Source organism: Streptomyces sp. GLSS-08 (genome assembly GCF_056387915.1).
Map to the genome: position 1 here is coordinate 127,866 of NZ_JBWJAQ010000006.1, position 20,224 is coordinate 148,089.

19 protein-coding genes are annotated in these 20,224 nt (G+C 71.9%); 8 read left to right on the plus strand and 11 right to left on the minus strand.

Annotated elements, in window-relative coordinates:
* Positions 1-18: 18 nt before the first annotated feature.
* Positions 19-1,446, minus strand: a complete 1,428-nt coding sequence (gene argH, locus AC0ZLC_RS12715; protein WP_476752032.1) for an argininosuccinate lyase — start codon at positions 1,444-1,446, stop codon at positions 19-21.
* Positions 1,447-1,839: 393 nt separating this feature from the next.
* Here argH and AC0ZLC_RS12720 point away from each other — a divergent pair, with 393 nt between their 5' ends.
* From AC0ZLC_RS12720 to AC0ZLC_RS12745, 6 genes are all read left to right on the plus strand, one after another.
* Complete coding sequence (locus AC0ZLC_RS12720; protein ID WP_476752033.1) at positions 1,840-2,715, plus strand: hypothetical protein; 876 nt, start codon at positions 1,840-1,842, stop codon at positions 2,713-2,715.
* A 129-nt stretch (positions 2,716-2,844) separates the two neighbouring features.
* Positions 2,845-3,432 (plus strand): pyridoxamine 5'-phosphate oxidase family protein, encoded by a 588-nt coding sequence (locus tag AC0ZLC_RS12725; protein ID WP_476752034.1) that lies wholly within the window; start codon positions 2,845-2,847, stop codon positions 3,430-3,432.
* 3 nt (positions 3,433-3,435) lie between these two features.
* Complete coding sequence (locus tag AC0ZLC_RS12730) at positions 3,436-4,125, plus strand: L,D-transpeptidase family protein (protein ID WP_476752035.1); 690 nt, start codon at positions 3,436-3,438, stop codon at positions 4,123-4,125.
* A 249-nt stretch (positions 4,126-4,374) separates the two neighbouring features.
* Complete coding sequence (locus AC0ZLC_RS12735) at positions 4,375-5,712, plus strand: ferredoxin reductase family protein (RefSeq protein WP_476752254.1); 1,338 nt, start codon at positions 4,375-4,377, stop codon at positions 5,710-5,712.
* A gap of 19 nt (positions 5,713-5,731) precedes the next feature.
* Positions 5,732-6,529: an FMN-binding protein gene (locus AC0ZLC_RS12740; protein WP_476752036.1), complete on the plus strand. Its 798-nt coding sequence runs from the start codon at positions 5,732-5,734 to the stop codon at positions 6,527-6,529.
* A gap of 40 nt (positions 6,530-6,569) precedes the next feature.
* On the plus strand, positions 6,570-7,307 hold the full coding sequence (locus AC0ZLC_RS12745) for an FAD:protein FMN transferase (protein ID WP_476752255.1): 738 nt from the start codon (positions 6,570-6,572) through the stop codon (positions 7,305-7,307).
* Between the two features lie 79 nt (positions 7,308-7,386).
* On the opposite strand, the gene AC0ZLC_RS12750 is transcribed toward AC0ZLC_RS12745, so the two are convergent.
* From AC0ZLC_RS12750 to argC, 5 genes are all read right to left on the minus strand, one after another.
* The gene (locus tag AC0ZLC_RS12750) at positions 7,387-7,923 is read right to left on the minus strand and encodes an arginine repressor (RefSeq protein ID WP_476752037.1); all 537 of its coding nucleotides are present in this window, start codon (positions 7,921-7,923) and stop codon (positions 7,387-7,389) included.
* A 7-nt stretch (positions 7,924-7,930) separates the two neighbouring features.
* Positions 7,931-9,130 carry an acetylornithine transaminase gene (locus AC0ZLC_RS12755; RefSeq protein ID WP_476752038.1) on the minus strand — a complete coding sequence of 400 codons (1,200 nt, stop codon included), beginning with the start codon at positions 9,128-9,130 and terminating at the stop codon, positions 7,931-7,933.
* A complete protein-coding gene (gene argB / locus AC0ZLC_RS12760) occupies positions 9,127-10,035 on the minus strand; it encodes an acetylglutamate kinase (protein WP_476752039.1) in 909 nt (302 codons plus the stop codon). Before argB ends, AC0ZLC_RS12755 begins: the two co-directional genes overlap by 4 nt.
* Positions 10,032-11,183, minus strand: coding sequence for a bifunctional glutamate N-acetyltransferase/amino-acid acetyltransferase ArgJ (gene argJ, locus AC0ZLC_RS12765; protein ID WP_476752040.1), 1,152 nt, complete (start codon positions 11,181-11,183; stop codon positions 10,032-10,034). Before argJ ends, argB begins: the two co-directional genes overlap by 4 nt.
* A gap of 115 nt (positions 11,184-11,298) precedes the next feature.
* Positions 11,299-12,327 (minus strand): N-acetyl-gamma-glutamyl-phosphate reductase, encoded by a 1,029-nt coding sequence (gene argC / locus AC0ZLC_RS12770; RefSeq protein WP_476752041.1) that lies wholly within the window; start codon positions 12,325-12,327, stop codon positions 11,299-11,301.
* 205 nt (positions 12,328-12,532) lie between these two features.
* On the opposite strand from argC, the gene AC0ZLC_RS12775 reads away from it, so the two are divergent.
* On the plus strand, positions 12,533-12,745 hold the full coding sequence (locus AC0ZLC_RS12775) for a DUF4287 domain-containing protein (protein ID WP_476752042.1): 213 nt from the start codon (positions 12,533-12,535) through the stop codon (positions 12,743-12,745).
* Between the two features lie 68 nt (positions 12,746-12,813).
* On the opposite strand, the gene AC0ZLC_RS12780 is transcribed toward AC0ZLC_RS12775, so the two are convergent.
* The 4 genes from AC0ZLC_RS12780 to AC0ZLC_RS12795 form a co-directional block, all read right to left on the minus strand.
* Positions 12,814-13,815 (minus strand): MerR family transcriptional regulator, encoded by a 1,002-nt coding sequence (locus AC0ZLC_RS12780; protein WP_476752043.1) that lies wholly within the window; start codon positions 13,813-13,815, stop codon positions 12,814-12,816.
* Positions 13,816-13,818: 3 nt separating this feature from the next.
* Positions 13,819-14,490 (minus strand): HEAT repeat domain-containing protein, encoded by a 672-nt coding sequence (locus AC0ZLC_RS12785; protein WP_476752044.1) that lies wholly within the window; start codon positions 14,488-14,490, stop codon positions 13,819-13,821.
* 126 nt (positions 14,491-14,616) lie between these two features.
* Positions 14,617-15,327, minus strand: a complete 711-nt coding sequence (locus tag AC0ZLC_RS12790; RefSeq protein ID WP_476752045.1) for a hypothetical protein — start codon at positions 15,325-15,327, stop codon at positions 14,617-14,619.
* Positions 15,328-15,747: 420 nt separating this feature from the next.
* Complete coding sequence (locus AC0ZLC_RS12795; protein ID WP_476752046.1) at positions 15,748-16,650, minus strand: sigma factor; 903 nt, start codon at positions 16,648-16,650, stop codon at positions 15,748-15,750.
* A 104-nt stretch (positions 16,651-16,754) separates the two neighbouring features.
* Here AC0ZLC_RS12795 and AC0ZLC_RS12800 point away from each other — a divergent pair, with 104 nt between their 5' ends.
* Positions 16,755-17,519, plus strand: coding sequence for an SDR family oxidoreductase (locus AC0ZLC_RS12800; protein ID WP_476752047.1), 765 nt, complete (start codon positions 16,755-16,757; stop codon positions 17,517-17,519).
* A 136-nt stretch (positions 17,520-17,655) separates the two neighbouring features.
* On the opposite strand, the gene AC0ZLC_RS12805 is transcribed toward AC0ZLC_RS12800, so the two are convergent.
* On the minus strand, positions 17,656-20,130 hold the full coding sequence (locus tag AC0ZLC_RS12805; protein ID WP_476752048.1) for an alpha-L-arabinofuranosidase C-terminal domain-containing protein: 2,475 nt from the start codon (positions 20,128-20,130) through the stop codon (positions 17,656-17,658).
* Positions 20,131-20,224 lie beyond the last annotated feature (94 nt).

Consider the following 20,224-nt stretch of genomic DNA (forward strand, 5'->3'; position numbering starts at 1 on the left):
TTCGCGGAACGCGGGGTGCTACTTCTTCGCGGTGGCCCACGCGTGCTGCGCCGCCACGTCCGCCCTGACCTCGGCGAGCTGCACGGCGACCGCGCTCGGCGCCGTACCGCCGCGCCCGTCGCGGGAGGCCAGCGCACCCGGGACGTTCAGGACGCCGCGCACCTCCGGCGTCAGGTGCGGGGAGATCTTCGCGAACTGCTCGTCGGTGAGCCCGTCGAGCTCGACGCCCCCGGCTTCGGCGACCTTCACGCACTCGCCGGCGACCTCGTGCGCGACACGGAACGGCACGCCCTGCCTGACCAGCCACTCGGCGATGTCGGTGGCGAGCGAGAAACCGGCCGGGGCCAGCTCCTCCATGCGCTCCCGGTGCACGGTCAGCGTCGCCATCATGCCGGTGAAGGCGGGCAGCAGCACCTCCAGCTGGTCGCAGGAGTCGAAGACCGGCTCCTTGTCCTCCTGGAGGTCGCGGTTGTACGCCAGCGGCAGGGCCTTGAGCGTGGCCATGAGCCCGGTCAGATTGCCGATCAGGCGTCCCGACTTGCCGCGCGCCAGCTCCGCGATGTCCGGGTTCTTCTTCTGCGGCATGATCGAGGAGCCGGTGGAGAAGGCGTCGTGGAGGGTGACGAAGGAGAACTCCTTCGTGTTCCAGATGATGATCTCCTCGGCGATGCGGGACAGGTTCACCCCGATCATCGCCGTGATGAAGGCGAACTCGGCGGCGAAGTCACGGGAGGCCGTGCCGTCGATGGAGTTGGCGGAGCTGCCGTGCTCGAAGCCGAGGTCCCTCGCGACCGACTCGGGGTCCAGGCCCAGGGAGGAACCCGCCAGCGCCCCCGAGCCGTACGGCGACACGGCCGTCCGCTCGTCCCACTGACGCAGCCGCTCGGCGTCCCGGGACAGGGACTGGACGTGGGCGAGGACATGGTGGGCGAACAGGACGGGCTGGGCGTGCTGGAGATGGGTGCGGCCGGGCATCGCCACGTCCGGGTGGGCCTCCGCGAGGCCGACCAGCGCGTCCTGGAGGTCGGCGATCAGGCCGCCGATGATCCGCGCGTGGTCGCGCAGGTACATCCGGAAGAGGGTCGCCACCTGGTCGTTCCGTGACCGGCCCGCGCGCAGCTTGCCACCGAGGTCGGGGCCGAGGCGCTCCAGCAGGCCGCGCTCCAGAGCGGTGTGGACGTCCTCGTCGGCGATGGTGCCCACGAAGGCGCCGGACGCCACGTCCTGTTCGAGCCGGGCGAGTCCGTCCAGCATCCGCTCCAGCTCGTCGGCCGTCAGCAGACCGGCCTTGTGGAGCACGCGGGCGTGCGCACGCGAGCCGGCGATGTCGTACGGCGCGAGCCGCCAGTCGAAGTGGACGGAGGCGGACAGCTTCGCCAGGGCCTCGGCGGGACCGTCGGCGAAACGACCGCCCCAGAGCCGTACGTCACCGCTGTTGCTGCTCACTCGCTGCGCTCCTCAAGACTGTGGATGTGCCGCCTCCTCGCCGCGCGGGCGGACGGGCGGCTGTCACGCTATCGGTCGGCGAGGTCCCGCCCGGCGGTGATCTCCGCCGACAGGCCGGCTGCGGAGGTGTCCGGGGCACACGGTCCGCGCCCGGTCACGGGTTCTTCTCCGTCCCGCGACCCCGCCATGCATGAGTATGCAGAACTCTGCATGCTTCGTCAATTGAGAGACCGGGCGGGAATCAGTGGATTCCCTTGAACGACGGAATGCGCTTTCTCGTATGTCTCAGCGGACGCAGGCGCCGCGTTCGCACCACCAGACAGCAGAGAACGAACAGGCATCCCGGACGACCGCCGGGCGGCCTTCACCCCCGAACCCGAATGAGGCTTCCGCATGTCCAGGGCTCTCCCCAAGTACCGCAAGCGCCGTACCGTGATCATCGGCGGCGCCGCCGCGGTGGTGCTGTCCGGAGCCGTGATCGCCGGCTCCGCCCTCGCCGGCGAGACGGACAGGAGCGGCGGCGAGGCGGCCAGGACCCTCGCCTCCCCCGGCACGGTGAACTGCCCGGCCGTCGCGCCGAGCCTCCCCGCCATCCCCGCCTCCGCCCGGGCCGAGGTCGACCGCAACCTCGCCCTCCTCGACACCCAGATCACCGAAGCCGACAAGCGCATCGCCGACACCGTCGGCCAGGGCGGACCCAACTTCGTCCAGAACGCCATCCTCGGCCCGCTGAAGGACAAGCGCATCGCCACCATCAACCGCATCGCCACCGCCATCGGCCGCACCGCCGCCAAGCCCCAGGGACTGGACTCCCTCGCGCCCTGCCGGCTGAGCACGGCCGGTGGCGGCGCGACGGCGACCGCGGCTCCGAGCGCGACCGCCACCGGGGATGCGGGGCAGGACGCGGGCGGGAACGGCTCGGACGCGGGCGAACAGACGGGCGGGAACGCGGACGACGCGAGCGGTTCCACGGTCGCGGGCACGGTGAACTGCCCGGCCGTCGCGCCGAGCCTCCCCGCCATCCCCGCCTCCGCCCGGGCCGAGGTCGACCGCAACCTCGCCCTCCTCGACACCCAGATCACCGAAGCCGACAAGCGCATCGCCGACACCGTCGGCCAGGGCGGACCCAACTTCGTCCAGAACGCCATCCTCGGCCCGCTGAAGGACAAGCGCATCGCCACCATCAACCGCATCGCCACCGCCATCGGCCGCACCGCCGCCAAGCCCCAGGGGCTGGACTCCCTCGCCGCCTGCACTCTCAACAAGTGACGGGCACCGTGGCCGCCCCGCGCGCCGGCCGGGGCGGCCACGGACCGGCACGGCAGCTTCCGCATCCGGCCGAGACGGATGACGCAATTCGTTAGACAGGCAAAGAAACTTGCCCGATAATCGTTAGACATGGGAAAGACTTATGAGCGCCTGGACGGCAGACTGCGCACGTTCATCGAGGCGCAGCCGATCTTCTTCACCGCGACCGCACCCCTGTCCGGGGACGGCACGGTCAACCTCTCACCCAAGGGGCTCACCGGCTCCCTCGCGATACTCGACGAACTGACCGTCGCCTACCTGGACTTCGCCGGGAGCAACGCGGAGACCATCGCGCATCTGCGCGAGAACGGCCGCATCACCCTCATGTGGTGCGCCTTCCAGGGCCCGCCGAACATCGTCCGGGTGCACGGCCACGGAGAGCCCGTCTTCCGGGACGACCCGCGCTTCAAGGAACTGCTCACGCACTTCCCGGACATCGACCCGGCGCAGCACGGGCTGCGCGCCGTCATCGTCGTGTCGGCCGAGCTGATCCGTGACACCTGCGGCTACGCGGTGCCCTTCATGACCTACGACGAGGACCGCGATCTGCACAGCAAGCGCTTCGCCCGGGAGGACGACGCCTCGCTGGACGCGTACTTCCGCAAGAAGGACTACGTGGCGACGAGCCTGGACGGCCTACCCGGGCTGCCGTTGCCCCTGCCCCCCACTACCGTCTGAGCCATGCGCCTCGCTGCCGCCGCACTCGCGTCCGCGTCCCTGTTCGCCCTGGCACCGGGCTGTCCGCCCACGCTTGTGGAGCGGATGGCGGACACCGGCGGCGGCAGCCAGCTGATCACCGCCCAGGCTGCGCGTCCCTCCGCCAGGACCGGCACGGTCACCTGGTGGGAGCGGCGTCACGGGCGCTGGGTGAGGGCCGGTTCCGCGGCGGCCCGTTTCGGCGCGCGCGGGCTGGTCGAGGGCTCCTCCCGCCGGCAGGGCACCAACACGACCCCGACCGGTCTGTACGACCTGCCCTACGCGTTCGGGATCGAGGCGGCGCCCCACGGCACGAGGACGCCATACCGCCGGGTCCACCAAAACTCCTGGTGGTGTCAGGACAACGGCTCCCGCTCCTACAACCGCTGGACCGAGCCGCGGCCTTCCGACTGCCGCGCCCCGGAGTCCGAGCACCTGATCTCCTACCGGGCCCAGTACGCGTACGCCCTCGTCATCGGGTTCAACTACGACCGGCCGGTGCGGGGGCGGGGCGCGGGCATCTTCCTCCATGTCAACGGGCGTGGACCGACGGCTGGTTGCGTGTCCGTCTCCGCATCCGCGATGCGGCGGATCCTGACGTGGGCGGATCCCGGGCGGGCCCCGCACATCGCGATCGGGACGGCGGGCGGGGCGACCGCGATCACTCGGTATTAGGGCCTGTCGGCCGGCCGACGGGCCGGGTTACGGGGGTCGGCCCACGCGGGCCGGCGCATGGTGCCGGCCCCCTTCGCCGGCCTCCCGGTGCCCGCCCGCCCGCACCGGACTCCCGTACCACTGAACGCACAGCCGTCGCGCGCCGTATCTCTGGGCCAGGGGCCCACTCCCCTTGCCCCGTTCCCCACAGAGGAACACGGAGGAACCGTGTCCACGATCGCCGGCGGTCGCGCCGCGCGGCGCCAGACCATGCGCCGCATCCGCCCTCGACGCTCCCCCGCCGTCCCGCTGCTGCTCGCCGTCTGGGCGGGCGCCGCCGGGGTGATCTGGCTGTGGTGGAGCAACACCCCGTCCATCGCGGACGACAACAGCAAGATCCTCAACGCCGGCCGCATCACCGGGCTGCTCGCCGGCTACCTGATGGCCCTCGTCGTGCTCCAGATGGCCAGGGTGCCCGCGCTGGAACGCCGGGTGGGTTCGGACCGGGTCGCGCGCTGGCACGCGATGAGCGGCAGGTACACGCTGTGCCTGGTCCTCGCCCACCTGGTGTTGATCATGTACGGGTACGCGCTGCAGGCCGGCCGTACCTTCAGCGGCGTCGTCCAGCAGACCGTCGACTCCGTCAACCAGCTCCCGGACATGGGCAAGGCGGCGATCGGGACGGGTCTGCTGCTGCTCATCGGGCTCATCTCGATCGGCCCGGTACGGCGCAGGATCCCGTACGACCTCTGGTACCACGTGCACCTGCTCACCTACGCCGCCGTGTTCCTGACGTTCTGGCACCAGCTCTCCACCGGCAACGACTTCGCCGTCGAGCCGACCGCGAAGACCGTCTGGTACGGGCTGTACGGGTCGGTGACCGCCCTGGTCCTCTGGTACCGGGTGTTCGTGCCGGTCCGGCTGAACCTGCGGCACCGGATGCGGGTCGAGGCGGTCATCGAGGAGACGCCCGGCATCGTGTCCGTGCTGATCCGCGGCCGCAGGCTGCACCGCATGGGCGCCGAGGCGGGGCAGTTCTTCCGCTGGCGCTTCCTCGCGCCCGGGATGCGGCTGAGTTCCCACCCGTACTCGCTGTCGGCGGCCCCGCGCCCGGACATGCTGCGGATCACCGTGAAGGCGATCGGTGACCACAGTGCCGCGCTGCGTGACCTGGAGCCCGGTACCCGGGTGTGGGCCGAGGGGCCGTACGGGGCGCTGACGGCGGCCCGGCGCAGCCGCGGCAAGGTGCTGCTCGTGGCGGGCGGGGTGGGCATCACCCCGATGCGGGCGTTGTTCGAGACGCTGCCCGGCGCGTCCGGCGACCTGACGCTGCTGTACCGGGCCAACAGCACCCAGGACCTGGCGCTGTGGGACGAGCTGGCGATGATCGCCGAGGAGCGCGGCGCGCGGCTGATGTACGCGGTGAACAGTCCCGAGGGGGAACGCCCGGACATCTCCGCGGAGACCCTGCAGCGCAAACTGCCGGACATCGACCGGCACGACGTCTTCCTGTGCGGTCCGCCCGGTTTCGCGCAGCAGGTGTACGAAGCACTGCGCGGTGCGGGGGTTCCCGCCCGCCGCATCCATCACGAGTCGTTCGAGATGTGAGCGACGGGAGTCAGGAGCGATGAAGAAGAGCCACCCCATCCGGCGTGTCATGCTCGCCACGGCCGCCACCGTGTCCGGGATCGTCCTGCTGCTGTCACTGAAGCCCGCGTCGGACCCCGCGGCCGCCTCGGCGGGCGGGGCCGCGCCCCCGCAGTCGGCGGCCGGGCAGGAGTCGCCCCAGGGCGGCAGCTCGCAGCAGTCGTCGCAGGCCCGTACCGTCACCGGCAGTGTCTCGCAGACCCAGTACGGGCCCGTCCAGGTGCGTCTCACCCTCACCGGCGGCAAGATCACCAGGGCCGAGGCCGTCCAGGCACCCAGCGGCGGACGCAGCACCCAGGTCACCGACAACGCCGTACCCAAACTCAACCAACAGGCCGTCGCGGCCGGAACCGCCGACATCGACACCGTCTCCGGAGCCACCTACACCAGCGCCGGATACAAGCAATCCCTCCAGGCCGCCCTCGACAAGGCGGGCACCGGCGGCGCGGCGGGCTCGTCCGGATCCGCCGGCGCGACGTCGCCCTCGAAGGCGCCCGCCCCGCAGGCCCGTACCGTCACCGGCAGTGTCTCGCAGACCCAGTACGGGCCCGTCCAGGTGCGCCTCACCCTCACCGGCGGCAAGATCACCAGGGCCGAGGCCGTCCAGGCACCCAGCGGCGGACGCAGCACCCAGGTCACCGACAACGCCGTACCCAAACTCAACCAACAGGCCGTCGCGGCCGGAACCGCCGACATCGACACCGTCTCCGGAGCCACCTACACCAGCGCCGGATACAAGGAGTCCCTCCAGGCCGCCCTGGACGAGGCCGGTGGCTGAGCCCGCGGCCGCGGCCGTCCTGCGGCATGCGGAGGAGGTCATGGGCACGGTCTTCTCCTTCGACGTGCGGGGCGGGGAACCCGCTGCCGTGCGGGCCGCGCTCGACGAGGCGGTCGTCCAACTCCACTTTGTGGACGAGGTGTTCAGCACCTACCGCGAGGACAGTCAGGTCACGCGGCTGGCACGCGGCGAGCTGCGCGTCGGGGAGTGCGATCCGCAGGTCGCCGAGGTGCTCGCGCTGGGCGCCGAGGCGGAGCGGCTGAGCGAGGGCTGGTTCAGCACGACGTACGAGGGACGGCTCGACCCGACCGGGATCGTGAAGGGCTGGGCGGGCGAGCGCGCGGCCCGGCACATCGCCGCGGCGGGGGCGAGCGGAGTGAGCGTGAACGGCGGCGGCGACGTCCAGCTGTGCGGCACCCCCGGCCCGGTGCGCCCGTGGCGGGTCGGCGTGTCCGATCCCCTGCGCCCCGGTTCGCTGGCGGCGGTGGTCTCCGCCGCCGGTGCCAACGAGCTGGCCGTGGCCACCTCGGGCACGGCGGAGCGCGGCGCCCACATCGTGGATCCGCGCACCGGCAGGCCCGCGGTCACCGACCTGCTGGCCGTGACGGTGGTGGGGCCGCGGCTGACCTGGGCGGACGCCTGGGCGACGGCCGCCTTCGCGATGGGCTCGCGGCAGGCGCTGGCGTGGCTGGAGTCGCTTCCCGACGTGGAGGCGCTGCTGATCACGGCGGGCGACGAGGTCCGGTGCACCGGCGGTCTCGCCCGGCTGCTGGGCTGAGGCAGAGCTCCCCCGGGCCGGACGGACCGAGGGAGTTGCAGGGCTTCCGAGACCGCGGGCCCCGCCACCCCCGTACCCCTCAGTGGTCGTTCTGGGCCAGCCGCAGCAGGTGGTCGGCGAGCGCCTGGCCCCCCGTGGGATCACGGCTGATCAGCATCAGCGTGTCGTCGCCCGCGATGGTGCCGAGGATGTCGTGCAGCTCGGCCTGGTCGATGGCCGAGGCGAGGAACTGCGCGGCGCCCGGCGGCGTCCGCAGGACCACGAGGTTCGCGGACGCCTCCGCGGAGATCAGCAGCTCGGCGGAGAGCCTCCGCATCCGCTCCTCCTTCGCCGACTCGCCCAGCGGCGCGCGCGGGGTGCGGAAACCGCCCTCGCTCGGTACCGCGTAGATGAGGTCGCCGTCGTTGTTGCGGATCTTCACCGCGTTCAGCTCGTCCAGGTCCCGGGAGAGCGTCGCCTGGGTGACGGTCAGCCCGTCGTCCGCGAGAAGCTTCGCCAACTGGCTCTGGGAGCGCACCGGTTGCCGGTTGAGGATGTCCACGATCCGGCGGTGGCGTGCGGTGCGGGTCTGCGGCACGGCAGGCCCTGCGTGCTCGTGCTCCTGCGCCTGACTCATCGTCGTCTCATTCTCCGGATCGTCCGTCCCCGTCGACTGCGTCGAGGACACCGGGCAGGGCCCGGAGGAACGCGTCCACTTCGTCGTCGCCCAGGTTCAGCGGAGGCATCAGCCGTACGACGTCGGGGGCGGGCGCGTTCACCAGAAGGCCGGCGTCCTGAGCCGCCTGCTGCACCCGGGCGGCGAGCGGCTCGGTGAGCACGATACCCAGCAGCAGGCCCGCACCCCGGACGTGGTCGATCAAGGGGTGCCCGAGTGCCTCGATTCCGTCGCGCAGCTTCTCGCCCGTGCGCTTCACGTTCTCCAGCAGTCCCTCGGACCCGATCGTGTCGAGCACGGCGAGTCCCGCCGCGCACACGACGGGGTTGCCGCCGAAGGTCGTGCCGTGGTGGCCCGGCTCCAGCAGTTCGGCGGCGCGGCCGAAGGCGACGGTCGCGCCGAGCGGGAGCCCGCCGCCCAGTCCCTTCGCGAGGGTGACGACGTCGGGCAGGACCCCCTCGTGCGCCTGGTAGGCGAACCAGGAGCCGGTACGCCCGATCCCGGTCTGCACCTCGTCCAGGACCAGCAGGCTGCCGGTGGCGGCGGTGATGGCGCGGGCGGCCTTCAGATAGCCCGGGGGCGGCACGACGACGCCGTTCTCCCCCTGGATCGGCTCGATGATCACCAGCGCGGTGTCCTCGGTGACGGCCTCGGCGAGAGCCTGCGCGTCGCCGTACGGGACGTGCGTGACGTCGCCGGGCAGCGGCAGGAACGGCTCGCGCTTGCCGGGCTGGCCGGTCAGGGCGAGCGCGCCCATGGTCCGGCCGTGGAAGCCGCCGTGCGTGGCGACCATGTGGGAACGCCCGGTCAGCCGGCCGATCTTGAAGGCGCCCTCGTTGGCCTCGGCGCCCGAGTTGCAGAAGTAGACGCGGCCGTCCCGCCCGAAGAGCTGGAGCAGCCGCTCGGCGAGCGCGACGGGCGGCTCGGCGACGAAGAGGTTGGAGACGTGGCCGAGGGCGGCGATCTGGGTGCTCACGGCCTCGACGACGGCCGGGTGCGCGTGTCCGAGCGCGTTGACCGCGATCCCGCCGACGAAGTCGAGGTACTCCGTGCCGTCGGCGTCCCACAGCCGGGTGCCCGCGCCGCGCACGAGGGGCAGCCGTGGGGTGCCGTAGTTGTCCATGAGCGCGCCCTGCCACCGCTGCGTCAGGTCCTGGTTGGCGGTCATGCGGCATCCCCCTCTTCGTCGTCCGGCACGACCATCGTGCCGATCCCCTCGTCGGTGAAGATCTCCAGCAGGATCGAGTGCTGGACCCGGCCGTCGATGACGCGGGCCGTGTTGACGCCGTTGCGGACGGCGTGCAGACAGCCTTCCATCTTCGGCACCATGCCGCTGGCCAGCTCCGGGAGGAGCTTCTCCAGCTGGCTCGCGGTGAGCCGGCTGATCACCTCGTCGGAGTTCGGCCAGTCCTCGTAGAGGCCCTCGACGTCGGTGAGGACCATCAGGGTTTCGGCACCAAGAGCCGCAGCGAGTGCCGCAGCCGCCGTATCAGCATTGACGTTGTAGACATGTCCGTCGTCCTCGGAGCGGGCGATCGATGAGACGACCGGGATCCGGCCGTCGGCGAGCAGTGCCTCGATCGCGCCCGTGTCGATCTCGGTGATCTCGCCGACCCGGCCGATGTCGACGGACTCGCCGTCGATCAGCGGCTGGTGCCTGGTGGCGGTGATGGTGTGGGCGTCCTCGCCCGTCATGCCGACGGCGAACGGCCCGTGCTGGTTGAGCAGTCCGACCAGTTCGCGCTGCACCTGCCCGGCCAGCACCATCCGTACGACGTCCATGGCGTCCTCGGTGGTGACGCGCAGGCCCGCCTTGAACTCGCTGACGATGCCGTGCCGGTCGAGGGCGGCGCTGATCTGCGGTCCTCCGCCGTGCACGACGACGGGCTTGAGGCCGGCGTGCCGCAGGAAGACCACGTCCTGCGCGAAGGCGGCCTTCAGCGCCTCGTCGACCATGGCGTTGCCGCCGAACTTGATGACGACGGTCCTGCCGTGGTGCCGGGTCAGCCAGGGCAGCGCCTCGATGAGGATCTGCGCCTTGGGGAGCGCCGTGTGCTTACGAGTTGTGCTCATGAGGAGTACGCGCTGTTCTCGTGGACGTAGTCGGCGGTGAGGTCGTTGGTCCAGATCGTGGCGGTCGCGTCGCCCGCGGCGAGGTCGGCGACGACGTGGACCTCGCGGTAGCGCATGTCGACCAGTTCGCGGTCCTCGCCCACGCCGCCGTTCTTGCAGACCCAGACGCCGTTGATGGCGACGTTCAGCCGGTCCGGCTCGAAGGCGGCGGCGGTGGTGCCGATGGCGGACAGGACGCGGCCCCAGTTGGGGTCCTCGCCGTGGATGGCGCACTTGAGGAGGTTGTTGCGGGCGATGGAGCGGCCCACCTCGACGGCGTCGTCCTCGCTCGCCGCGTTCACGACCTCGACCCTGATGTCCTTGCTGGCGCCCTCGGCGTCCCGGATGAGCTGCTGGCCCAGGTCGGCGCAGACCGCCCGGACGGCCTCCGCGAACTCCTCGTGGCCGGGGGTGATCCGGGAGGCGCCGGAGGCGAGGAGCAGCACGGTGTCGTTGGTGGACATGCAGCCGTCGGAGTCGACGCGGTCGAAGGTGACCCTGGTGGCCGCGCGGAGCGCCCGGTCCAGGGTCCCGCCGTCCACGTCCGCGTCCGTCGTCAGGACGACGAGCATGGTGGCGAGGCCGGGGGCGAGCATGCCGGCGCCCTTGGCCATGCCGCCGACGGTCCAGCCGTCGCCCTGGCGGACCGAGGTCTTGTGGACGGTGTCGGTGGTCTTGATGGCGATGGCGGCCTTCTCGCCGCCGTGCGCGGAGAGCTGGGCGGCGGCCTGCTCGACTCCGGGGAGGAGCTTGTCCATCGGGAGCAGCACGCCGATGAGGCCGGTCGAGGCCACGGCGACCTCGCCCGCGTTCACGTCGAGCGTCTCGGCGACCTTCTCGGCGGTGGCGTGCGTGTCCTGGAAGCCCCGGGGTCCCGTACAGGCGTTGGCGCCACCGGAGTTGAGAACCACCGCGGAGACGAGACCGCCCTTGAGGACCTGCTCGGTCCACAGTACCGGGGCGGCCTTCACGCGGTTGGAGGTGAAGACGCCGGCGGCGGCCAGGCGGGGCCCGTTGTTGACCACGAGGGCCAGGTCCGGGTTGCCGTTCTCCTTGATCCCGGCGGCGATGCCCGACGCCGTGAACCCTTGTGCTGCCGTGACGCTCACTGCATCTCCTCGTTCGCTTCCTTGCCCGTGCGGCGCAAAGGCGCGGATTCCGTACTCGTCTTCGGTCCGGTGGCCACGCGCGCTTCCCCGGCGGCCGCCGGGAGGCGCCCCCGGCTCACGGTGCCACTCCGATCGTGGAAAGACCCGCGTCCTCGGGAAACCCGAGGGCGAGGTTCATGCTCTGTACGGCACCGCCCGCGGTGCCCTTGGTGAGGTTGTCGATGGCGCTGATCACGATGATCCGGTGCGCGGCGGCGTCGTAAGCGACCTGGATCTGAACGGCGTTGGAACCGTGCACGGACGCCGTGGCGGGCCACTGCCCCTCGGGCAGCAGGTGCACGAACGGCTCGTCCGCGAACGCCTTCTCGTACGCGGCCCGTACGGACTCGGCGGTGACACCGGGCAGGGCCTTCGCGCTGCACGTGGCGAGGATGCCGCGGGGCATGGGCGCGAGGGTCGGCGTGAACGAGACGGACACCGGCGCCCCGGCGGCGGCGCTCAGGTTCTGGATCATCTCGGGGGTGTGCCGGTGGCCGCCGCCGACGCCGTACGGGGACATCGAGCCCATGACCTCGCTGCCCAGCAGGTGCGCCTTGGGCGCCTTGCCCGCTCCGGAGGTGCCCGAGGCGGCGACGATCACGGCCTCGGTCTCGGCGAGCCCGGCCACGTAGGCGGGGAACAGGGCCAGTGAGACGGCCGTCGGATAGCAGCCGGGCACCGCGACGCGCCTGGACCCCTCCAGCGCGGCGCGGGCACCCGGCAGTTCGGGGAGGCCGTACGGCCAGGTCCCGGCGTGCAGGGAGCCGTAGAAGCGCTCCCAGTCGGCCGCGTCCCGGAGCCGGAAGTCGGCGCCCATGTCCACGACGAGGACATCGGGGCCGAGCCGCTCGGCGACGGCGGCGGACTGCCCGTGGGGCAGCGCGAGGAAGACGACGTCGTGGCCGTCGAGGACGTCGGGGGTCGTCTCCTCGAGCACCCGGTCGGCGAGGGGCAGCAGATGGGGCTGCAGCGCGCCGAGGCGCTGGCCGGCGTTGGAGTTGCCGGTCAGAGCGCCGATCTCGATCTCGGGGTGGACCAGGAGCAGACGCAGCAGTTCCCCGCCCGCGTATCCGCTCGCTCCCGCCACTGCCGCACGTACCGCCATGAAACCCTCCTCCTGGATGGCATGACTATACGTTTCATTGCACGTTTATGCAATCCATTCGGGGTCCGCCGGGACGGCCGGGCGGGTGTGACGCAGCACACATCGCCCGGGCGATGACTTTACCGATCTTCGCCGGTCGTATGAACGACAGCAACGACAACACATCGACAGCACGCAGACCGCCCGAACAGGAAACGAGGACACCATGGCCGCCGCAGTAAAGGGTCCCGCCAGCTACTTCCCCTCCATCGAGAAGAAGTACGGCCGCCCGATCGCCGAGTGGAAGGAACTCATCCGGACCTCCCCGCTCACCAGGCACATGGACCTCGTCGGCTGGCTCAAGTCCGAACACGGCATGGGCCACGGGCACGCCAACGCCCTCGTCGCCCACACCCTCGCCGAGGACGCCGGCAAGTAGCCGGGCGCGAGCGCCGATCGGGGTCTCCCGGCGCGACGGAGTTCCGGTCCGTCGAGGTGGCGCCCGCGTCACCCCGCGTCGCGAAGCCGGAGAAGGTACACCGCGGTCAGCGCGACCGCGCGGTCCTCGTCGTGCGACAGCGCCTCGAGGGCCTCTGCCGCCTTCGTCCCCGGTACGGCGGCCAGCGCCTGGGTCAGCCGTCCGCGTGCGGGCGCCCGCGTGGCGCCGTCGGCGAGACGGTCGACGAGCCCGGTCGCGATCCGGTCCGCCGTCGCGGTGTCGCAGGCCAGCACGCTCAGCGCGTCGGCCGCGTCGGTGTCGTTCCTTCCCTCCACGATCATGTCGACGAGGGTCGGGGCCGCGTCGGCCACTCCGCGTGTCCCGAGTGCCAGCGCCGCATGTCCGCGGACCACGGCGTCGGGGCTCGTGAGGGCCTGCCACAGCCGCGCGGTGGCCTCCTCGCCGGGCATCTCGGCGAGCGCCCGAACGGCACGTTCCCGCACCGCGGCGAGCGGTGAGCCGAGGCCCTCCGCCAGCAGGGCCGGACCGTTGTCGCCCGATCGCGCCAGTGCCCATCGAAGGGTTCCGGCGACGTTCGGCTCCGTCTCGCCCAGGACCGCCTCGACCAGGGCCTCCACCGGCACCGGCACCAGGTGGACCGAAAGGGCCGCGCGCTGCCGCGCGTTGGCGCTCTTCGAGTCCAATGCCTGGAGCAGCGTGACGACTTGGAGGACGTCCTCCCAGCCCGTGGGGTCCGCGGCATCGATCCGGCGCAGCCGCGTGAGCAACTCGGTCTCGGCGGCAATGCGTTCGTGGGTCCGGCGGACGAGGTCGCCGACGAGCGCCGCGGGCGTGAAGCCGGGATCGTCGAGAGCGCGCCCGATCTCGCGCAGCGACAGCCCGAGCGACCGCAGGCTCTCGATGTGGAAGATCCGCCGGATGTCCTCCCCGGAGTACTCCCGATAGCCCGAGCCCGTCCGGCCACAGGGCCGCACCAGGCCGAGCGACTCGTAGTGCCGGAGCATGCGGGCACTGACCCCGGACCGTCGCGCCACCTCACCGATCAACACGTTCTATGGTCCCTCCTCACCGGACCCGCCGAGGGCCACGACGCGCTTCGCCTCCTCGGTCGCGAACCCGAAGTCGGCGTCCGGGTCGGCCAGCAGCCGTTGCGTGGCCAGCGCGTGCGCGCGCACGTGCGGGTCCGGCGCCGTCGCCGCCGTACGCAGAGCGGGCACGACCGCTTCGCCCAGCGCGACCAGTGCCCGGCTGAGACTCCGCCGCGTCTCCATGACACCGCGCCCCAGCTGCGTCGCGAGCAGCACGGCCAGTGCGGACTCCTCGCCGTGCGGCACGAGCACGACCGCGGTCCGCCAGGCGCTGCGCGCCACCTCGTCGTCGGGATCGGAGAGCAGCGTCCGCGTGATCGCCGGCCACGCCCGCCGGTCCCCGATCTTGGACAGCGTGTGCAGCGCCTGGCTCCGCGCCTGCGCACACTCCGAGCGGACCTCGCGGAGCAGCGGGGGCAGCGTCAGGGAGACCGGGTGGCGGGTGAGCGCCCATGTGAGCATGTCGCGGACGAAGAACTCGGGCTCCACCGCGCATCGTTCGACGAGCTTGTCGACGTAGCGCGGGTCAGGCGCCGAGCCGGCTGCCAGCGCGGCCCGCAGCCGCGCGGACGAACGGCCGTCCTCCAGCCCCTGGAGTGCTCGCAGCACGTCCGTGTCCTGCCTGGTGATCGTCATCGAGACCACCTCCTCGGCAGACAGTGAAGACCTTGTCACCGTGTCAAGGTCAAAGACCGCGCCGCGCACGACGGGGGCGGCCCCGGTGCGTGGGCCGGCCGGGCACGGCGGGCGCCCGGAGCCGGGTCATCCGCGCAGCCAGACCCGCAGCGGGCCGGCCGGCTCGAACCCGTGGCGGACCGCGGCCGCCAGGTCCTCACCGTGCTCGTAGCCGACCACCGGCAGCGCGGGGAACAGGCGGTGCGCCGTGTCGAGTACGCCGGGCCAGGCCGCGTCCGGGCCGCCGTCCCGGGCGAAGACGTTGGAGACGCCGACCACCTGATCGCCGCGGCTCACCACCGCTCCGGCGCGCACCCGGCCGTCCGGGGACCGTCCGGCGAGGACGTACGTGGCCGGTTCGTCGAGGAGTCCGGGCCGGAAGAGGTCCGTGCCGCCGTTCCCTTCGTCCCTGGCGAGTGCCCAGGCGCGCAGGGCGTCCGGGTCGCGGACCGCGTCCCAGACGAGGTCCGGGACACCGGAGGGCGCGCTGGCGGGACGGTGGATCCACTGCGCCTCGAACAGCACCCTGAAGCCCGCCCCCGTCAGGTCGAGGTCGGCGAAGCTGTCCTTGACGGAGGCACCGGGCACGGTGGTGTCGATCCGGGCCGTCAGCGCGTCCGGGTCGGCCCCCGGGACCAGCGTGACCGCGTCGGGGTAGTACGGCGGCGTGCGGGCCGGGGCCGCCCAGGCGTCCGCACGGAACTCGCTCGCCAGGCCGTGCGAGCGGCTCATCGCCGCGCACCATTCGGCGTTGTTGCGGGCGGCGGCCTCGACCAGGAGCTGCTGGGGCGTCGTCACGAGTGCGGATCCTGTCCCGTATCGGCCGCTCCCGTCGACCGGTTTTCCGGAGCGGCGGCGCTCACCGGGCCGGACGTACGGCCGCCGGCTCGACCCGCCGGGGTCGGCGGGCCTAGCCGGCGGGGCCGCCGGGCCGAGCCGGCGGGGCCGAGCCGCACCGAGCCACCAGGGACGGCGGACCGAGCCAGTCGGGCCGAGCAGGTGGAGCCGAGCCGCACCGAGCCACCAGGGACGGCGGACCGAGCCGGTCAGGCCGAGCCGGCGGGGCCGAGCCGCACCGAGCCACCAGGGACGGCGGACCGAGCCGGTCAGGCCGAGCCGGTGGAGCCGGGCCGCACCGAGCCACCAGGGACGGCGGACCGAGCCGGTCGGGCCGAGCCGCACCGAGCCACCAGAGACGGCGGGGCGAGCCGGTGGTGGTCAGGCGTCGAGGACGGCGAGCTCCACCCGGCGCAGGCGGTCCGGCTCCGCGATCACCTCGATCTCAGTGATCCCGCCGTCCGTGACCGTGAAGGCGAGCACCAGGCGGAGACGGCCGAGCGGTGCCATGACGAGACCCACGCGTCCGTCGACCAGGGCCACCTCGGTGGCCCTGGCGCGGTCCATGGCGGCCATGGCTCCCTGGGCCACCACACGGGCGCCGGTGACGAGGACGGGTTCCGCGCTGGGGACGACGGCCTTGTCGGCCCGGAGCACGACATCGGGGTGGAGCAGGGCGACCAGCGCGTCGAAGTCCCCGCCGCGCGTGGCGGCGAGGAAGGCGTCGACCGCCGCGCGCCGGCGGGCGAGATCGGCGGCCGGCTGCGGGCTGCCGCCCTTGACCCGGCGGCGCGCGCGGCTCGCGAGCTGTCGCGTCGCGGCCGTGGAACGCTCGATCAGCGGGGCGATCTCGTCGAACGGTACGGAGAACATGTCGTGCAGCACGAAGGCGAGCCGCTCGGCGGGCGCCAGCGTGTCGAGCACCACCAGCATCGCAAGGCCGACCGAGTCGGCCAGCTCCGCCTCCCGCACGGGATCGTGCCCGGACTCCGGCTGGACGACCGGGTGCGACACCTGTCCGTCGGGCGGGAACTGTCCGTCGAGGGGGTCCTCGCGGCGGTGCTCACGCGCACGCAGCATGTTCAGGCACACCCGGGCCACCACCGTGGTCAGCCAGCCGCCGAGATTCTCGACGCTGCCGACGTCGGCACGGCCGGCCCGCAGCCAGGCCTCCTGAAGCGCGTCGTCGGCCTCGCCGAGCGAGCCGAGTATGCGGTACGCCACCGCCCGCAGGTGGGGCCGCTGTTCCTCGAAACGCGCCGTCAGCGATTCACGTTCGTCCACCGTGTCACATTCCTTCGTCGCCGGGTGTCAGAACAGTAGATCCACTCAACGCAGCCGAGCGTCCCGGGAGTACGGCTTCCGGACCGAACACTTCAGGAGTTGCCATGAAGACCTCCCCGATCCTGGTCACCGGCGGCACGGGCACCTTGGGCCGCCACGTCGTCCCGCTGCTGCGGGCGGCGGGCCGCGAGGTACGGGTGCTGAACCGCAGCGGGGGCACGTCCGGTGACGGTGTCGAGTACGTCGCGGTCGACCTGCTCAAGGGCGGGGGCGTCGAGCCGGCGCTGGCCGGGGTGGAGACGGTGGTGCACCTGGCGGGCGGCAACAAGGGCGACGACACCGTGGCGCGGAACCTGGTGCGGGCCGCGCAGCGCGCCGGTGTGAAGCACCTCGTGCACATCTCGGTCATCGGAGCCGACACGATGCCGCTGGGCTGGTTCAGGACGCAGCTGGCCGCGGAGCGCGCGATCACCGACTCGGGGATTCCCTGGACGATGCTGCGGGCCGCCCAGTTCCACGACCTCGTCCTCACGATGGCCCAGAAGATGGCGAAGATGCCGGTCGTCCCCGTCCCGGGCGGCCTGCGGTTCCAGCCCGTGGACTCGCGCGAGGTGGCCGCCCGGCTGGCCGAGCTGGCCCTCGGACAGCCCGCCGGCCTGGTGGCTCCGCTCGCGGGCCCGACGGTCTACCCGCTGGGCGACCTGCTGCGCGACTACCTGGAAGCGTGCGGCAAGCGCCGTCCGCTGCTGCCGCTCCGGATGCCGGGAAAGGCAGGCAGGGCCTACCGCGCCGGCGAGAACCTCGCCCTCGGGGGCAACGACGTCGGCAAGCTCACCTGGGAGATTTTCCTCGCCGAGCGGGTGAGCTGACGCGCCGGGCGGCCCCGCGGGCACCGGGGGGACATCCGGGGCTTCGGGCTTCGGGAGTCCGGGGGTCCCGGTCGGCCCCGGCCGGACCACGGGCCGGTGACCCGTCGTCCGGCCGGGGCGTCCGCGCCCTCGGCGCCTACCGCGTCCTGATCCTCAGGAAGGTCACGGAGTTCGCCGGGAAGGTGTACGTGAACCTGTCGGCGACCCCCACGAAGGTGGACGTGACGGGCGCGACGGTGGTCCCGCTCTCGCTGTTCACCGCGTCGGGCGAGGCGGCCAGCGTGGTGACCTTCGCCCTGGAGGCGACCTTCGCGCCGCCGAGGTCGACGGCCGTACGGGCGTCCGCCGACTGGGCGTTGACGACCTTGACGATCAGGTCACCGCTCCTGGCGTCGCGTGTGACGACCTGCCGGAACGGCTCGGCCGGCTTGTCGTCGGTGAAGGTCCCCCACTTCTCGCCGTCGAGGTAGAGGGTGACCTGGCGCCCCCGTACCTTGATGTCGACGTCGTAGGCGCGGCCCGTCTCGATCGAGCCGGGCTTGGAGAGCAGGGTCGACCTGCCGCCGTCGACGGCCTGTTCCACCGCCGACGTGGTGTTGTTCCAGCCGCCGAGGTTCCACCAGTAGTAGTTGCCGGTGTCCTTGACGCCGAAGGCGACGAGGAAGCCCTCCTTGCCGGACTTCTTGGTGGCCTTCACATGCAGGTCGTAGTCGTGCCAGGCGGGGTCGCCCGCCGAGACCATGGTGTCGGTGGCGGCCTCGTCACTCTGCACGTACCGGCCGTCCTGGACGCTCCAGCTGCCGGCGCCCGTGTGGGTCCACCGTCCGGCGTCACCGCTGAAGTCGTCGTCGAGCAGGGTGGTCCCGTCCGCGCCGGTGACGCGGACATCGTCGTACGCGGCCGTGGTCGCCCACGTCGACAGGCCCACCGCGCCGGAGAGGGGCCCGCTCACGTCCGGTGTGCCGCTCGCCGTGGAGGGCACCACCCGGTCGCCGACATTGCGCATGAAGAGCTTCTGCACCTCGTAGTCGGCCGACCCCCACGAGGCGTGGTTGTTGAACCAGATCATGTCGGGCCGCCACTGGACGTAGTCCTCGTTGGCGAGCAGCGGGGCGTACGAGGCCAGCTTCACGACGTCCGCGTTGCGTTCCAGGCCGGTCATGTAGGCGGCTTCGGCGAGGGCGTTCTTGAACGTGTTGCCGCCCGAGGCGTACTCGCCGAGGAAGACCTTGGGGCCGCCGCGGTCGTAGGAGTCGTAGCGGTCGTTGTTCTGCAGGAACCACCGCGGGCTGTTGTAGTAGTGCTCGTCGACCATGTCGACGTCCGCGTCCTTGTTGAGCTTCCAGGCCGTGTCGAAGATCGAACCGCTGTCGTCGGGACCGGAGTTGGAGATCACGGTGATGTCCGGGTACTCGGCCGCGACGGCCGCGCGGAACTTCTCGAAGCGGGCGAGGAACTCGGTGGGCAGGTTCTCCTCGTTGCCCACCTCGAGGTGGGTGAGGTGGAAGGGCCGGGGGTGGCCCATCGCCGCCCGCTTCGCGCCCCATTCGCTGGTGACGGGGCCGTTCGCGAACTCGATCAGGTCGAGGGTGTCCTGGATGTGCCGTGCGAGGAGGGCGTCGTCGTCCGTGGCCCGGTTCTGGCCGCAGCCGGCGACCAGCGCCGGCACGACGGGCAGCGGCATCGCGCCGACGTCCTCCGAGAACTGGAAGTACTCGTAGTATCCGAGGCCGTAACTCTGGTTGTAGCCCCAGAAGTTGGAGTTCGTCGCGCGCTGCTCGACGGGACCGACGGTGTCCTTCCACTGGTAGGAGCGGCTGCGTTCGTAGCCCGAGGCCTCGTCGTATCCCTCCATGCTGCCGGTGTTGACCAGGCAGCCGCCCGGGAAGCGTACGAATCCCGGGTGCAGGGCGGCGATCTTCTCCGCGAGGTCCCTGCGCAGACCATGGCCCTTGTAGGTGTCCCGCGGCATCAGCGAGATCATGTCGAGCGCCGCGGGACGGCCGGCGGCCACGGTGAGGCGGCCGGTGCTGCTGGTACGGCTCGCGGTGAACTTCGCCGTGTACTGGGCCCATCCGCCGCGCACGCCGACCCGGCGGGCCCGGGCGAGTGTGCCGTCGGCGTCGTGCAGCGTCAGGGTGAGGGACGTGGCCGCGTCGGCGCGGGCCCGGACCGAGAAGTCGTAGACCTTGCCGCGCTCGACCCTGATCCCGGTGTTGTAGCCGGAGTTGGTGACCGAGGAGTCGCCGCCCAGGGTGAGATAGCTGCGGTTGCGGGCGTTGAGGCGTCCGTCGTCGTTCACCACCCGGGCGGTGCCGCTGGTGTCCCAGGAGGTGAGCGGGGTGTAGGACGCGTTGTCCGCGGTGCTGTACTCGAAGGAGCGGTTCTGGACGAGCTCGGCGTACAGCCCGCCGTCCGCGGCGCGGTTGATGTCCTCGAAGAAGACGCCGTACATCGTGTCGTCGATCTTCGCTCCCGAGCCCTTCGGGTCGACGGTGATCGAGTAGTCGGTGACGTCGGCGGCGTTCGCGGGGCCGGGCACGACGGCCGAGGCCACCAGAAGCGCGGCGGCCGTGAGACCGAGTCTCCAGCGGGTGCGGGTGGGTGACATGGATACTCCGCGGCTCTGTAGTCTGAGGTTGTTCGAAATCCCGGACGCTGATCAGTACTTCGAACGGCAAGATAGGAAGGTGACCGAAGCGCGT

Excerpts from the sequence above, each read along its gene's own strand:
- argB (WP_476752039.1), bottom strand. The coding sequence starts at position 10,035 with ATGAGCACAACTCGTAAGCACACGGCGCTCCCCAAGGCGCAGATCCTC.
- AC0ZLC_RS12725 (WP_476752034.1), top strand. The coding sequence starts at position 2,845 with ATGGGAAAGACTTATGAGCGCCTGGACGGCAGACTGCGCACGTTCATC.
- AC0ZLC_RS12730 (WP_476752035.1), top strand. The coding sequence starts at position 3,436 with ATGCGCCTCGCTGCCGCCGCACTCGCGTCCGCGTCCCTGTTCGCCCTG.
- AC0ZLC_RS12755 (WP_476752038.1), bottom strand. The coding sequence starts at position 9,130 with ATGACCGCCAACCAGGACCTGACGCAGCGGTGGCAGGGCGCGCTCATG.
- AC0ZLC_RS12740 (WP_476752036.1), top strand. The coding sequence starts at position 5,732 with ATGAAGAAGAGCCACCCCATCCGGCGTGTCATGCTCGCCACGGCCGCC.
- AC0ZLC_RS12805 (WP_476752048.1), bottom strand. The coding sequence starts at position 20,130 with ATGTCACCCACCCGCACCCGCTGGAGACTCGGTCTCACGGCCGCCGCG.
- AC0ZLC_RS12720 (WP_476752033.1), top strand. The coding sequence starts at position 1,840 with ATGTCCAGGGCTCTCCCCAAGTACCGCAAGCGCCGTACCGTGATCATC.
- AC0ZLC_RS12745 (WP_476752255.1), top strand. The coding sequence starts at position 6,570 with ATGGGCACGGTCTTCTCCTTCGACGTGCGGGGCGGGGAACCCGCTGCC.
- AC0ZLC_RS12735 (WP_476752254.1), top strand. The coding sequence starts at position 4,375 with ATGCGCCGCATCCGCCCTCGACGCTCCCCCGCCGTCCCGCTGCTGCTC.
- argC (WP_476752041.1), bottom strand. The coding sequence starts at position 12,327 with ATGGCGGTACGTGCGGCAGTGGCGGGAGCGAGCGGATACGCGGGCGGG.
- AC0ZLC_RS12750 (WP_476752037.1), bottom strand. The coding sequence starts at position 7,923 with ATGAGTCAGGCGCAGGAGCACGAGCACGCAGGGCCTGCCGTGCCGCAG.
- AC0ZLC_RS12785 (WP_476752044.1), bottom strand. The coding sequence starts at position 14,490 with ATGACGATCACCAGGCAGGACACGGACGTGCTGCGAGCACTCCAGGGG.
- AC0ZLC_RS12775 (WP_476752042.1), top strand. The coding sequence starts at position 12,533 with ATGGCCGCCGCAGTAAAGGGTCCCGCCAGCTACTTCCCCTCCATCGAG.
- AC0ZLC_RS12800 (WP_476752047.1), top strand. The coding sequence starts at position 16,755 with ATGAAGACCTCCCCGATCCTGGTCACCGGCGGCACGGGCACCTTGGGC.